This is a genomic window from Stenotrophomonas sp. STEN054 (assembly GCF_056854535.1).
Genome location: NZ_JBXFWG010000008.1, coordinates 56,000 through 69,215, shown reverse-complemented (window position 1 = coordinate 69,215; position 13,216 = coordinate 56,000). Strand labels below are relative to the sequence as shown.

Sequence of the window (13,216 nt, the reverse complement as noted above, 5' to 3'; positions counted from 1 at the left end):
TCATACTCTGCGAATCCATGACCATGAATGACCTGCGCATTTCCCTCGTCCAGGGCGACACCCGCTGGCATGACCCGGCGGGCAACCGTGAGTACTACGGCGCACTGTTGGCGCCGCTGGCCGGCAGCACCGACCTGGTGATCCTGCCGGAGACCTTCACCAGTGGCTTCTCCAACGAGGCCATCGCCCAGGCCGAAGGCATGGACGGCCCGACCGTCGCCTGGGTGCGCGAACAGGCGAAGGCGCTGGACGCGGCGGTGATCGGCAGCGTGCAGCTGCGTGATGGCGACGGCGTCTACAACCGCCTGCTGTTCGCCACGCCGGACGGCGCGCTGCAGTACTACGACAAGCGCCACCTGTTCCGTTACGGCGGCGAGCACGAGCGTTACGCCGCTGGCCGCGACCGCCTGAGCGTGGAATGGAAGGGCTGGCGGATCAATCCACAGGTCTGCTACGACCTGCGTTTTCCGGTGTTCTGCCGCAACCGCTACAACGTGGAGCGGGCAGGGCAGATGGATTTCGACCTGCAGATCTTCGTGGCCAACTGGCCGTCGGCGCGTGCCTACGCGTGGAAGACCCTGCTGCGTGCACGGGCGATCGAGAACCTGTGCTTCGTGGCGGCGGTCAACCGCATCGGTGTGGACGGCAACCAGCTGCACTACGCTGGCGACAGCGCGGTGATCGACTTCCTTGGCCAGCCGCAGGTGGAGATCCGCGAACGCGAGCAGGTGGTCACCACCACCATCTCGGCCGAGGCCCTGGCCGCGCACCGCGCGCGCTTCCCGGCGATGCTCGATGCCGATGCGTTCCACCTGGACGAACGCGCCTGAGATCGGGCCCGGTGTGGCGGCTGAACGCTTGCCACACCGCCTCGCGCGCCTGCATCCACCGTGCACGCGCGCGCTGCTAGATTCGCGGCCAGTCCGACCTGAAGTGGAAGTCCTGCCGATGAACAAGCCCCTTGTCCTGCTGCTGGCGCTGGCCGCAGCCTCCCTGGCCCCGGCCGCGCATGCCGGTGGCAACCTCGACTGCCAGCTGCGCTACAACCTGTCCGGCTGGTCGCTGATCTACAAGACCGCCTCGGGCAACGGCACCCTCCAGTGCAGCAACGGCGCGACCCTGCCGGTGCGCATCCAGCTCAAGGGCGGCGGCCTGACCGTGGGCAAGTCGAAGATCACCAACGGCCGCGGCAGCTTCACCGGCGCGGTGGGCATCAACGAACTGCTGGGCATCTATGCCTCGGTGGGCGCGCACGCCGGCGCGGTGAAATCCAGCAACGCGCAGGTGATGACCAAGGGCGACGTCTCGCTGGCCCTGTCCGGCACCGGCAAGGGCTGGGACCTGGGCGTGGACGGCACCGCCTTCACCATCAGCCGCCGCTGACCACGAAAAAGGGGACGGAGGGGATTAAGTCGTTTAAGGCACAAACGACTTAATCCCCTCCGTCCCCTTTTTTGTATCAGGTGACCTGTGCGTTGGTGCGCACGTTGAGTCTCCAGCGCACCGTTCCTTCGTCCGGCAGATGCGGGTGGTGCGACCGGGGTGGGAACGCTTGGCCTTGGGTACAGCTGATTTCACTTCTGCAGCCCTGGCAGCTGTAGATGCCCGAGACCGGTACCGTGTCGCCGGGGTCGTACAAGGTGGTCCACCAGCTGTTGCTGGGGTCGACGATCGTCAGGAAAGAACGGCTTGTATGCCAGGCCATGTGCACTGCCTCATCTGGGAACGAGACGTCACGTTACGGAGCGAGCGCGCCAATTGCGTCGACTTCTGGCACGAATTGCACGCTTTCAAACAATTCCTAACTGCCCTGCACACCGCACACCCCGGTCGGGGCCAGGACTCTCCGCGTGCCGTACCGTCAGGGACGGCTCAGTGCTGGGCGAGCAACCAGGCCAGCGTGCTGCGGTGCGGCTTGGGCAGGGTCGCCACCGCGTCGAACATGGTGCGTGATGCCCAGCAGGCGTCAGCCGGTGCGACGGTTTCCATGCGTGGCAGGACGGCCATGGCGCGGGCACGTACCGCATCGTCGGGCAGGCTGTCCATGAAGGCTTCCGACGCTGCCTGGATCTGCGCTTCACTGACCTTGCTTGGCGGGCGTTGTTCCAGCTCGGCCAGGCTGGCTTCGTAGCTCATTTCGAACCAGGCATCGATGTCCGCGGGCGGCAGCTTTTCCAGCTGGGCGAAGAACACCGTGCTCAGTCGCGCCACATCGGCAGGGGTGACCGCACGTGAGATCTGCGCGCAGTCCTGCACCGGCATGGCGTGCAGGACGCTGGCCATGACCTTGGCGCGTTGCTGCAGACGCTGCGACGGCAATCGCGCGACGCCGTCGAGGCTCAGTTGGGCGCCGGCCTGAAGGGCTTTTTCCTTGCTGCCTGCCTGCTTGATGCGTTCCATGTAACGCGGGTCGATGATCAGCCGGCGTACCAGGCGGTCAGTCGGTGCATGCAGCGGGGAAGATTTCGGCCACGGGTTCTGCGTGGCGGCCAGCTCCTGCTTCAGGCGGTCGGCGGCGCGTTCGCAGCCGCCCACCACCAGCATCAGGGCCAGCAGGGCGCCGAGGCGGGCGCCCTGGGACAACATCCGTGTCATCGATCATTCCGTCCTGGTTGGATTGGATCAGCCGCCGCGCGGGCCGCTGCGACGCGGGCCGCCCGGGCCGCGGTTGCCGCCGGGGCCACCCGGGCCACGGTTGCCACCCGGGCCGCCGGGACCACGGTTGCCACCGGGACCACCCGGGCCACGGTTGCCGCCCGGACCGCGATTGCCGCCCGGACGTGCATTGGCGTTGCCGCCCGGACGACCGTTGCCGGCCGGACGCGCGCTGCCGTACGGGCTGAAGCCCGGGTTGGCGTGGTCGGACGGGAAGCTCGGGGCGTTGCCCGGATGGCCGTACGGGTGCTTGTTGCCCTGGCCCTGCGAGCGGTTACCCGCACCGGCCGGACGACCCTGGCCGCCACCGGCGCCACCACGGCCTTCGCCGCCGAAGCCGCCACGACCCTGGCCGCCACCTGCACCGGCGCCCGGACCCTTCGGCTTGCCGTACGGACGTCCCTGGCCGCCCGCGCCTGCGCCCGGACCACGGGCACCCGGGCCACGTGCGCCCGGACCGGCGTTGCGGTGGCCGCTCGGACCGGTGCTGACACCGTCCGGCACGTACCAGGTACGGAACGCGGCCGGGTTGCCTTCCGGCAGCGAACGGTCGTTCTTCGGCGCGCGCTGCTTGAACGGCTTCTGCGACTGCTTGGCGGCTGCTTCACCGCTGACGGTCAGGCCGCCCTTGAAGCCGCCACCCTTGCCGCCGCGACCACGGCCGCGGTCTTCGCGCACGTTGTCGAAGCGACGCAGTTCGCGACCTTCATCGGCGGTGCTGTGGCCGTTGACGTAGGCATTGCCACGACCGCCTTCGCGCACGCGCACGGTGGTCTTGGCGGCGCGACGCTGGCCGATCACCGGCTGCAAGGTCAGTGCCGACGGCGCGCCTTCTTCCAGCTTCAGCTGCGCGCGCAGGGCTTCGACCTGGGCAGTGGGCAGCTCGACCGAATGGCCACGCACCAGTTCGCGCGGCAGGCTGACCTTGCCGTAGCGGGTGCGCTTCAGGCGGCTGACCTGGCAGCCCTGCGATTCCCACAGGCGGCGCACTTCGCGGTTGCGGCCTTCCTTCACCACGACGCGGAACCAGTCGTGCGAATCGGTGCCGCCGATGCGTTCGATCTCGTCGAACTTGGCCGGGCCGTCTTCCAGCGCCACGCCACGGGCGAGGCGGTCGACGATGGCGTCGGAGACCTTCTCTTCGCCTTCCGGGGCGCGCACGCGCACCACGTACTCGCGCTCGACCTCGAACGACGGGTGCATCATGGCGTTGGCCAGTTCACCGTCGGTGGTGGCCAGCAGCAGGCCGGTGGTGTTGATGTCCAGGCGGCCGATGGCGATCCAGCGCGCGCCCTTCAGCGGCGGCAGGGATTCAAACACGGTCGGGCGGCCTTCGGGATCTTCGCGGGTGGTCACTTCGCCTTCCGGCTTGTTGTAGACCAGCACGCGCGACGGCTCGGCCAGGGCGGTGGCGACGAAGCCGCGGCCATCCAGCTCGATCTTGTCGCCGCTCTTGACCGACATGCCGGTCTGCGCGACTTCGCCGTTGACCTTGACCAGGCCTTCGGCGATGCGCTGTTCCAGCGCGCGGCGCGAGCCGAGGCCGGCCTGGGCCAGCACCTTGTGCAGGCGCTCTTCCAGCTTGAACTGTTCGGAGGTGGCTTCGCGCTTCAGCGAGAGCTTGCTACGGGGGGTGTCACTCATCAGTTTTGCTCCGGCCGACGGTTTGGAGGTCGGCCTCTGGTTCGGAATCGGCTTGGTCAACAGCCACGGTCGTCGTCGCGACGGCGTTGTCTTCGCGTTCGTTCACTGGCACCGCGCGCTCGCCCGGCGCGGAATCGGGGTGCCCATCATCGAGGGGCGAAGGTGCTTGCTCATCGGTGGCCGGCGCAGCAGCTGCCGCGTCGGCGGATTTCTCGGTGTTGCCATCACCGCCCTGCAGGCCGGCGTCATCCTTGGCGACCGCATCGGGGTCGGCGCTGATGTCCGGGCCGGCGGCGCCGGCAACGGCGGGACCATCACGGTCCAGCGCCAGCTGCGGTTCCAGCTCGCCCAGGTCCTTCAGTTCCGACAACGGCGGCAGTTCGTCCAGGCGCTTCAGGCCGAAATAGTCCAGGAAGCCCTTGGTGGTACCGAACAGCGCCGGCTTGCCGGGCACGTCGCGGTGGCCGACCACGCGGATCCATTCGCGTTCTTCCAGTGCCTGGATGATGTTGCTGCTGACCGCCACGCCGCGCACCTGCTCGATCTCGCCGCGGGTGATCGGCTGCCGGTAGGCAATCAGTGCCAGGGTTTCCAGGGTGGCACGGGTGTAACGGGTCTTGCGTTCGGTCCACAGCCGGCTGATCCAGCCGTGCACCTCGCCGGTCACCTGGTAGCGGAAGCCGGAGGCGACCTCGACCAGTTCCACGCCGCGCCCTTCGCAGCCTTCGCGCAGGCGCTCCAGCGCACGTTCGATGCTGCCCGGCGGTGCCGGTTCCTCTTCCGGGAACAGGTCTTTCAGCTGGGCCAGGGTGAGCGGCTGGCTGGAGGCCAGCAGGGCACCCTCGACAATGCGGTTGATCAGCGTCTGGTCCATCGGCAGTCAGCGCTCACTCGTTCTCATTGGCGGCGTCGTTGTCGTCGAACTCGCTGCTGAACTGCAGCGGGGCGTTGGTGTTGCCGGCGGCCAGGGACTTCACGTAAATCGGCGCCAGCGGCTCTTCCTGGACCAGGTCCAGCAGCTGTTCCTTGGCCAGTTCCAGCACCGCCAGGAACGTGACCAGCACGCCCAGCTTGCCCTCTTCGGCGGTGAACAGTCCTTCAAAGCGGTAGAACTTCCCGTCTTCAAGCCGGCCGAGCACCTCACCCATGCGCTGCCGCACGCTCAGGGCCTCGCGCTTGATCGCATGGCCGCTGAACAGCTCGGCGCGCTTGAGCACGTCGTGCAGGGCCAGCAGCATTTCCTTCAGGTCCACCGGCGGCGGCAGCTTCACCGTCGCCCGCTCGGGCATGAACGCGTGCGCCACCGTGGTGTCGCGGTCCTGGCGGGGCAGGGCGTCGATATCCTCGGCGGCCTGCTTGAAACGTTCGTACTCCTGCAGCCGGCGCACCAGCTCGGCACGCGGGTCGGCCTCGTCACCGTCGTCGCTGACCGGGCGCGGCAGCAGCATGCGCGACTTCACCTCGGCCAGGATGGCGGCCATCACCAGGTACTCGGCGGCCAGCTCGAAACGCAGCTCGCGCATCACGGTGATGTATTCCACGTACTGCCGGGTGATCTCGGCCACGGGAATGTCCAGCACGTCCAGGTTCTGCCGGCGGATCAGGTACAGCAGCAGGTCCAGCGGGCCTTCAAAGGCATCCAGGATGACTTCCAGCGCATCCGGCGGGATGTACAGGTCCTGCGGAATCTGCAGGACCGGTTGCCCATGCACCACGGCCAGCGGCATTTCCTGCTGCTGGGGGGCGGGCGGCCGGGTTGGCGGGTTCGCGTCGAGCGCGAGTTCGGAAGTCATCTAATGGACAATAGGATTGCAACGGACCAGTCGCGGTGCCGGTTCTGCCGGGCCTTCGCCACGGCGCCGCAGGCACCAGACACGCCGGGATCGGCGCGATTCCACACATATCAAACAGCAGGACGCGCCGCAGGAAAACGGCGGCGACGGAACTACGGGGAGGTCGTCTACGTGGCCCGGCCGGTTGGCCCGGTTCGAAGCAGCGGTACGGTCGTCGGGGGCTGCGTTGGCCGCAAAAACCGACGGGCTGCTGCATCACGCCACGTGCAATGGTGCGTAGGGTACGGCTTTGCCTGGCCAGTGTCCAGCCGGGCCGGTATCAGCGGCCCATTGGCTAGAATCGACGCACCGCAACATGAACGAGGAATGCCCGTGTTCTATGTGATTGAAGGTTACGACGGCCAGGATGTGCTGGCGCAGCGGCTGCAGGCCCGGCCCGAGCACCTGGCGCGGCTGCACGCGCTGCGCGACGAGGGACGCCTGCTGCTGGCCGGGCCCTGCCCGGCGATCGACAGCGACGATCCGGGTCCGGCCGGTTTCAGTGGTTCGGTGGTGATTGCCGCGTTCGATTCGCTGGCGCAGGCCCGCGAGTGGGCCGATGCCGACCCGTATGTGGCCGCGGGCGTCTACACCCGCGTCGAGGTCCGGCCCTTCCGCAAGGTGCTGCCATGAGCGCGCAGCGCATCGATCTAATACGTGTTGCGTTGCAGCAGGCGCTGGCGCCGAGCACGCTGGAGATCGAAGACGACAGTCATCGCCATGCCGGCCATGCCGGCGCACGCGATGGACGCGGCCATTTCAACGTGCTGGTGGTCAGCGAGCAGTTCGCCGGCATGGGCCCGTTGGCGCGCCATCGCGCCGTGTATGCCGCGCTGGGCGGGCTGATGGAGACCGATATCCATGCGCTGTCCATACGCGCATACACCCTGTCCGAGCAGGGCTGATGGCCTGTCCTGCAAAGTCCTGCCAGGTCCAGGAACAGACCTGTCCACGTCAGATTTCTGTGTCCATCCAGGGACATTCGTCTAACGGAGTGTTTACAAGCGGAGATGGAAACGCTTACATTCCGCGCCAAGCTGGTAGGTCCAAGCCGTGGAGGGCGGCTTCGTGAACAAGGCAGCCATAACAATCAAAGACGTCGCACGAGAAGCCCGGGTCTCCGTGGCTACGGTTTCCCGCGCGCTGAACGGGCATGAGAATGTCGCCGAACCGGTCCGCCAGCTTGTGCTGGAGGTCGCCGCGAGGCTGCGTTACACCCCGCACGCCGCCGCACGCAGCCTGAGCAGCCGCCGTACCAATACGGTAGGCGTGGTGCTGCCTGATCTGTACGGCGAATTCTTCTCCGAGCTGATGCGCGGCATCGACAACGTTGCCCGCAACCGTCGCCAGCACCTGCTGGTGTCCAGCTACCACGGCGACCAGGTACAGCAGGGCGCCGCCCTGCGTGCCATGCGCGGCCGCGTCGATGGCCTGCTGGTGCTCTCGCCCTATGCCGAGAGTCCCGGCTTCCTCACCGACAACCTGCCGCAGTCGCTGCCCACGGTCCTGATCAATACCTATCTGCCGGGGCAGGATCACCCGGTCCTGAGCATCGACGATCACGCCGGTGCGATGGCCATGACCCGCCACCTGCTCGATGCCGGCCACCGCCGCATCGCGTTCATTTCTGGCCCGGACCTCAACTTCGACGCGCGCGAGCGCCTGCGTGGCTTCCGTGACGCGCTGGCGGCTTTTGGCAACGGCGCCGAAGGCATCGAGTTGCCCGGTGATTTCGACGAAGCTTCCGGCCATCGCGCCGGTCAGGAGATGCTGGCAGCCGGCGCGCTGCCTGATGCCGTGTTCGCCGCCAACGACATGATGGCCCTGGGTTGCCTGTATGCCTTCGCGCAGGCAGGCATCCATGTGCCCACCGATGTCGCCCTGGCGGGTTTCGATGACATTCCACTGGCGCGGTTTGTACACCCATCGTTGACCACCATGCAGGTCAGTATCGCCGAGTTGGGCGATAGGGCGATGACGCGTCTGATGCAGTTGATGGACGGCAACACCCCCGAAGGGGCAGGTGACAAGCAGACGCTTGTTCCCCGCCTCATCGTTCGCGATTCCACTACTCCGCCATCGGGCCATTGAAGCCAGAGGCGTTCCTTCTTTTGATTGATCGCAGGTACCGCATCCGCGGATACCGCCACCCGGAGATTGAGTTGATGATGCATTCCACGATCCGCATGCCGGCCCGCCGGCTGCTGAGCACCGCACTGGTCAGCTGCCTGATGCTGGCTGCCGCCCCGAACGTCATGGCGCAGTCGGCCAACGCCAGCCTGCGCGGCCAGGTGGCCGGGGCCCAGGCCGGCTCGGAAGTCACCGCGACCAACGTTGCCACCGGCACCGTCCGTCGCGGCACCGTGCGTGCCGATGGCACCTATTCGCTGATGGGCCTGGATCCGGGCACCTATGACGTGGTCGCCAACGGCCAGAGCCAGAAGGTCACCGTCACCGTTGCCTCGACCTCCACGCTGAACTTCAGCGAGGCCGCCGCCGGCGGTACGTCCGGTGGCAGCGCCGCGACCAACCTGGACACCGTCAACGTCGTCGCACCGACCCTGCTGCAGGAAGTGCGCACCTCCGAAGTCGGCAAGACCGTCAGCCTGCAGCAGATCCAGACCACCCCGCAGGTGTCGCGCAACTTCCTGGAGTTCGCCGATGCGGTGCCGGGCCTGATCTTCACCCGTGATGCCAAGGGCAATACCTCGCTGCGCGGCGGTGCCACCAACTCCGACGGCACCAACGTCTACATCGACGGCGTGGGCCAGAAGAGCTACGTCAAGGGCGGCGGCGTGGCCGGCCAGTCCGGCAGCGCCGGCAACCCGTTCCCGCAGCTGGCGATCGGCGAATACAAGGTCATCAGCGGCAACTACAAGGCCGAGTACGGCCAGGTGTCGAGCGCCGCAGTGACCGCTGCGACCAAGTCCGGCACCAATGAATTCAAGGGTGAGGCGTTCTACCGCTACACCGACGAGGACATGCGCGCCAAGACCCCGGCCGAGCGCCAGGGCGGCAAGGACAAGATGGTCTCGGCCGAGAAGGAATACGGCTTCGCCCTGGGCGGCCCGATCATCCAGGACAAGGCGCACTTCTTCGTGACCTACGAAGCCAAGCGCTTCGACCTGCCGGTCACCATCGCGCCGGACGGGGCCGTCACCAGCGCCGCCGCCCTGCTGCCGGCCGCCGGTGCCGCGGGCCTCGGTCCGGCCAGCCAGCCGTTCCAGCAGGACCTGATCTTCGGTAAGGTCGACTTCGAGCCGACCGACAACGACCGCATCGAGCTGACCTTCCAAGACCGCGACGAAACCCAGTCGCAGTTCAGTGGCCAGACCTCGCCGGAAGCCGGCCGTGAAGTGGTCAACACTGACCGTCGTTACGCCCTGCGCTGGAACCATAGCGGCGAGCGTTTCTACAACGAAATGATGGTCACACACGAAGACTCGTTCAACAACCCGACCCCGCTGACTCTGGCCAACGGCATCACCTACACCGCACCGGACGGCACCGAAGACCGCACCATCGTCAAGATCGGTGGCGCCTCGGCGCTGGATTCGCAGGTGAAGGGCCAGAAGGGCTGGTCGATCGAAGACAACCTGACCCTGGACGGCATCCAGTGGGCCGGCGACCACACCATCAAGATGGGCGTGAAGTACAAGGCGATCGACCTGTACGCCTCGGATGCGGCACAGATCAACCCGACCTTCACCTACAGCCTGGGCGATCCGGACTTCCCGGATGGCATCCCGTACAAGGCCCAGTTCGTCAAGCCGGTGACCGGCGTGGACGGCGTGTCCGGTGAAGTGCGTTCGAAGTCCAAGCAGTACGGCGTGTTCATCCAGGACGACTGGCAGGTCAACGACCACCTGCAGGTCAACCTGGGCCTGCGCTGGGACTACGAAGTCACCCCGTCCTACCTGGACTTCGTGACCCCGCAGGCCGTGGTCGATGCGATCTACTCGCAGGATCCGCGCGCCCCCGCTGGCCAGACCTACGCCGATTCGCTGGCCCTGGGCGGCCTGGACATCAGCAACTACATCAGCAACGGCCACAACCGCAAGGCGTTCAAGGATGCCTGGCAGCCGCGCCTGGGCTTCTCGTATGACATCAATGCCGACGAGCAGCATGTGATCCACGGTGGTGCCGGCCGTTCGTACGACCGCGACCTGTTCGACAACCTGCAGCTGGAAACCACCAAGCTGGCACTGCCGCAGCCGACCATCTACTTCCGCAACCCGGCCACCGGCGCCTGCATCAACGGCCAGGCCGCCTGCTATGACTGGAACCCGAACCTGCTCAACGGCATCGAGAACCTGCAGGCTCTGGTCGGTTCGACCAGCAATGCCGGCCTGGAAATCGACCTGCTCAACAACAAGCTGAAGGCTCCGTACTCGGATCAGTTCAGCCTGGGCATGAGCAACCAGATCGGTGACTGGCTGACCGACGCCACCATCGCCCGCACCCTGAGCTACGACGGCTTCGCCTTCACCCTGGGCAACCGTTACCCGACCGGCCAGTTCTTCGATGACCCGCGCCTGTGCGGTGGCACCGAGCCGGGCCTGAGCCAGGCCTGGAGCTGCAACGTGCCGGGCTTCGGCAGCCTGATCATCGGCCAGCAGGGCATCAAGACCCGTGCGACCCAGGTCCTGCTGTCGGCGCAGAAGCCGTTCACCAAGGAAAGCGGCTGGGGCACCTCGATCGCCTACACCTGGACGACCGCGCGCCACAACCGCGATATCAACGAGAAGTACGCCTTCGACCGCGGCCTGATCGAGGATTACCCGACCATCCGTTCCAACGGTGCACCGCGCCACCGCCTGGTGGTGACCGGTTCGTACGCTGGCTTCTGGGGCATCACCTTCGGTGGCAAGATCACCCTGGCCACCCCGACCGCCGTCAACGACTGGTACCCGATCCCGCAGGCCAGTGGCTACGACCTGCCCACCCCGCAGGCCGCCGTGCCGAACGCCAACGGCAAGTTCCTGCTGGGTGGCAAGATCTTCGGCTACCGTTCGGTCGACCTGCAGGCGACGAAGACGTTCAAGATGCCGGGCGACACCGAGATGTATGCTCGAATCGACATCATCAACGTGTTCAACTTCGACAACTTCTCCACCTACAACTACGTCAAGACCAACGGCAAGCTGCAGGCCAGCTACAACGAGACCGGCGACATCATCGGTACTCCGCGCCAGGTCAAGGCCGAAGTGGGCTTCCGCTTCTAAGCAAGGACGTAGTGCTGCAACACCCCGATGCCGGTGGTCCGCCGCTGGCATCGGGACCTGGCAATGGCCGGCCCCTGGGCCGGTCCATTGTCCAGCCCCCTGCGCCGTACCGATGACGGGGCAGGGGACTGGGCAATGGCAACAGTCCCGCGACCACGCTGCGTGGTTTTTTTTGAGTTCGGTTTGTAAACGATTTCAGGCTATTGGACGTTATGCTTTCCGATCGATCAGTTTTCCGGAGGACCCGCGCCATGCAGGCACGCCACCTGTTGACCGCCGCTGCGATGACCCTGGCCATCGCCGCCTGCAAACCGGCCCAGCAGGAGCCTGCAAAGCCCAAGCCGCCGGTGATCCTGCTGGAGGCCGACGCACCGCCGCGGCCGATGAAGCCGGAACTGCCGCCGCTGTTCGATGACATCGAGCGCCGTACGTTCCAGTTCTTCTGGGACACCACCAACGAGCTCAACGGCCTGACCCCGGACCGCTTCCCGTCGCGTCCGTTCGCCAGCATCGCCTCGGTGGGCTTCGCCCTGACCGCGTACCCGATCGGCATCGAGAACGGCTGGGTCAGCCGCAACCAGGCGATCGACCGCACCCTGACCACGCTGAAATTCTTCCGCGACGTGCCGATGGGCCCGCAGCGTACCGGCAAGGCCGGCTACAAGGGCTTCTATTACCACTTCCTGGACATGCAGGAAGGCCGCCGCTACGACAGCTGGGTCGAGCTGTCCTCGGTGGATACCGCGCTGCTGATGATGGGCGTGCTGTTCGCCCAGTCGTACTACGACGGCGAGGACCCGCGCGAGAAGGAGATCCGGCAGATCGCCGACCAGCTGTACAAGCAGGTCGACTGGCCGTGGCTGCAGCAGCGTGCGCCGCTGATCTCGATGGGCTGGTTCCCCGAGAGCGGCTTCATCGACCATGACTGGATGGGCTACAACGAGGCGATGATGGTCTACATCCTCGCCCTGGGCTCGCCCAGCCACCCGGTCAGCCCGGATGCGTGGACGGTATGGACGCGCACCTATGACAACGACTGGGGTGTCTACCAGGGGCAGGAATACCTGTCCTTCGGCCCGCTGTTCGGCCACCAGTACAGCCACGTCTGGATCGATTTCCGCGACATCCAGGATGCCTACATGCGCGAGCGTGGCAGCACCTACTTCCTCAACAGTCGCTCGGCCGCGCTGGCCCACCGCGAATACGCCATCGCCAACCCGATGCAGTGGAAGGACTACGGCGAGAACGTGTGGGGCCTGACCGCCAGCGATGGCCCGCAGAACACCACCCAGGAATACCGTGGCGAGCAGCGCCAGTTCCGCCATTACTCCTCGCGCGGCGCCGGCCTGCGCGAAAACTTCGATGACGGCACCATCGCCCCGACCGCGGCGATCTCCTCGATCGTGTTCGCGCCCGAGGAAGTGATCCCGGCCACGCTGGAGATGCACAAGCGCTACGGCGACTACATCTATTCCAGCTACGGCTTCCTGGATTCGTTCAACCCGAGCTTCAACTACGACATCCCGATCAAGACCGGCCGCATGGTGCCGGACCGCGGCTGGGTGGCCAGCGATTACATCGCCATCGACCAGGGCCCGATCCTGACGATGATCGCCAACTACCGCAACGACTTCGTCTGGGAAGTGATGAAGAAGAACCCGTACATCCGCAAGGGCCTGGAACGGGCCGGTTTCAGCGGTGGCTGGCTGGCCCCGGAAGGGTCGTTCCAGCCGCTGGTGCTGGAAAAGGATGAGAAGGCCGCGGCGGCACGTGCGGTCGGTATCGCAGAATCACGCGCGGCTGCCGCGCAGGAACAGAAGAACAATGCCAACCGCAACACGGGCCAGGGGAAGTAACAAG

Annotated in this window: 11 protein-coding genes; 7 read left to right on the top strand and 4 right to left on the bottom strand. The window is 66.3% G+C overall.

What is annotated here, in order from left to right; genetic code table 11:
* The first annotated feature begins 23 nt into the window (after positions 1-23).
* Positions 24-830 carry an amidohydrolase gene (locus AC1VXD_RS04910; RefSeq protein WP_482991107.1) on the top strand — a complete coding sequence of 269 codons (807 nt, stop codon included), beginning with the start codon at positions 24-26 and terminating at the stop codon, positions 828-830.
* Positions 831-948: 118 nt separating this feature from the next.
* Positions 949-1,383: a hypothetical protein gene (locus tag AC1VXD_RS04905; protein ID WP_482991106.1), complete on the top strand. Its 435-nt coding sequence runs from the start codon at positions 949-951 to the stop codon at positions 1,381-1,383.
* 489 nt (positions 1,384-1,872) lie between these two features.
* Here the strand turns inward: AC1VXD_RS04905 and AC1VXD_RS04900 are convergent, their stop codons facing one another.
* From AC1VXD_RS04900 to AC1VXD_RS04885, 4 genes are read right to left on the bottom strand one after another with little or no spacing between them, the layout of a single operon-like run.
* Entirely contained in the window at positions 1,873-2,586 is a 714-nt protein-coding gene (locus tag AC1VXD_RS04900) for a hypothetical protein (protein WP_482991105.1), read from the bottom strand.
* 36 nt (positions 2,587-2,622) lie between these two features.
* On the bottom strand, positions 2,623-4,299 hold the full coding sequence (locus tag AC1VXD_RS04895; protein WP_482991104.1) for a pseudouridine synthase: 1,677 nt from the start codon (positions 4,297-4,299) through the stop codon (positions 2,623-2,625).
* Positions 4,292-5,173, bottom strand: a complete 882-nt coding sequence (gene scpB / locus AC1VXD_RS04890) for an SMC-Scp complex subunit ScpB (protein WP_482991103.1) — start codon at positions 5,171-5,173, stop codon at positions 4,292-4,294. The genes AC1VXD_RS04895 and scpB overlap by 8 nt, the downstream gene beginning before the upstream one ends.
* Before the next feature lie 13 nt (positions 5,174-5,186).
* Positions 5,187-6,092, bottom strand: coding sequence for a segregation and condensation protein A (locus AC1VXD_RS04885; RefSeq protein WP_482991102.1), 906 nt, complete (start codon positions 6,090-6,092; stop codon positions 5,187-5,189).
* A 372-nt stretch (positions 6,093-6,464) separates the two neighbouring features.
* On the opposite strand from AC1VXD_RS04885, the gene AC1VXD_RS04880 reads away from it, so the two are divergent.
* From AC1VXD_RS04880 to AC1VXD_RS04860, 5 genes are all read left to right on the top strand, one after another.
* Positions 6,465-6,764 (top strand): YciI family protein, encoded by a 300-nt coding sequence (locus tag AC1VXD_RS04880; protein WP_482991101.1) that lies wholly within the window; start codon positions 6,465-6,467, stop codon positions 6,762-6,764.
* Positions 6,761-7,036, top strand: coding sequence for a BolA family protein (locus tag AC1VXD_RS04875; protein ID WP_482991100.1), 276 nt, complete (start codon positions 6,761-6,763; stop codon positions 7,034-7,036). The genes AC1VXD_RS04880 and AC1VXD_RS04875 overlap by 4 nt, the downstream gene beginning before the upstream one ends.
* Before the next feature lie 148 nt (positions 7,037-7,184).
* A complete protein-coding gene (locus AC1VXD_RS04870; RefSeq protein ID WP_079222482.1) occupies positions 7,185-8,222 on the top strand; it encodes a LacI family DNA-binding transcriptional regulator in 1,038 nt (345 codons plus the stop codon).
* Positions 8,223-8,296: 74 nt separating this feature from the next.
* Positions 8,297-11,356: a TonB-dependent receptor gene (locus tag AC1VXD_RS04865; RefSeq protein WP_482991099.1), complete on the top strand. Its 3,060-nt coding sequence runs from the start codon at positions 8,297-8,299 to the stop codon at positions 11,354-11,356.
* Between the two features lie 251 nt (positions 11,357-11,607).
* Entirely contained in the window at positions 11,608-13,212 is a 1,605-nt protein-coding gene (locus AC1VXD_RS04860; protein WP_482991098.1) for a glucoamylase family protein, read from the top strand.
* Positions 13,213-13,216 lie beyond the last annotated feature (4 nt).

What these genes read in the sequence shown, in the direction of transcription:
- AC1VXD_RS04865 (WP_482991099.1), top strand. Translation starts at nt 8,297, where the DNA reads ATGATGCATTCCACGATCCGCATGCCGGCCCGCCGGCTGCTGAGCACC.
- AC1VXD_RS04900 (WP_482991105.1), bottom strand. Translation starts at nt 2,586, where the DNA reads ATGTTGTCCCAGGGCGCCCGCCTCGGCGCCCTGCTGGCCCTGATGCTG.
- AC1VXD_RS04895 (WP_482991104.1), bottom strand. Translation starts at nt 4,299, where the DNA reads ATGAGTGACACCCCCCGTAGCAAGCTCTCGCTGAAGCGCGAAGCCACC.
- AC1VXD_RS04860 (WP_482991098.1), top strand. Translation starts at nt 11,608, where the DNA reads ATGCAGGCACGCCACCTGTTGACCGCCGCTGCGATGACCCTGGCCATC.
- AC1VXD_RS04905 (WP_482991106.1), top strand. Translation starts at nt 949, where the DNA reads ATGAACAAGCCCCTTGTCCTGCTGCTGGCGCTGGCCGCAGCCTCCCTG.
- AC1VXD_RS04885 (WP_482991102.1), bottom strand. Translation starts at nt 6,092, where the DNA reads ATGACTTCCGAACTCGCGCTCGACGCGAACCCGCCAACCCGGCCGCCC.
- scpB (WP_482991103.1), bottom strand. Translation starts at nt 5,173, where the DNA reads ATGGACCAGACGCTGATCAACCGCATTGTCGAGGGTGCCCTGCTGGCC.
- AC1VXD_RS04910 (WP_482991107.1), top strand. Translation starts at nt 24, where the DNA reads ATGAATGACCTGCGCATTTCCCTCGTCCAGGGCGACACCCGCTGGCAT.
- AC1VXD_RS04875 (WP_482991100.1), top strand. Translation starts at nt 6,761, where the DNA reads ATGAGCGCGCAGCGCATCGATCTAATACGTGTTGCGTTGCAGCAGGCG.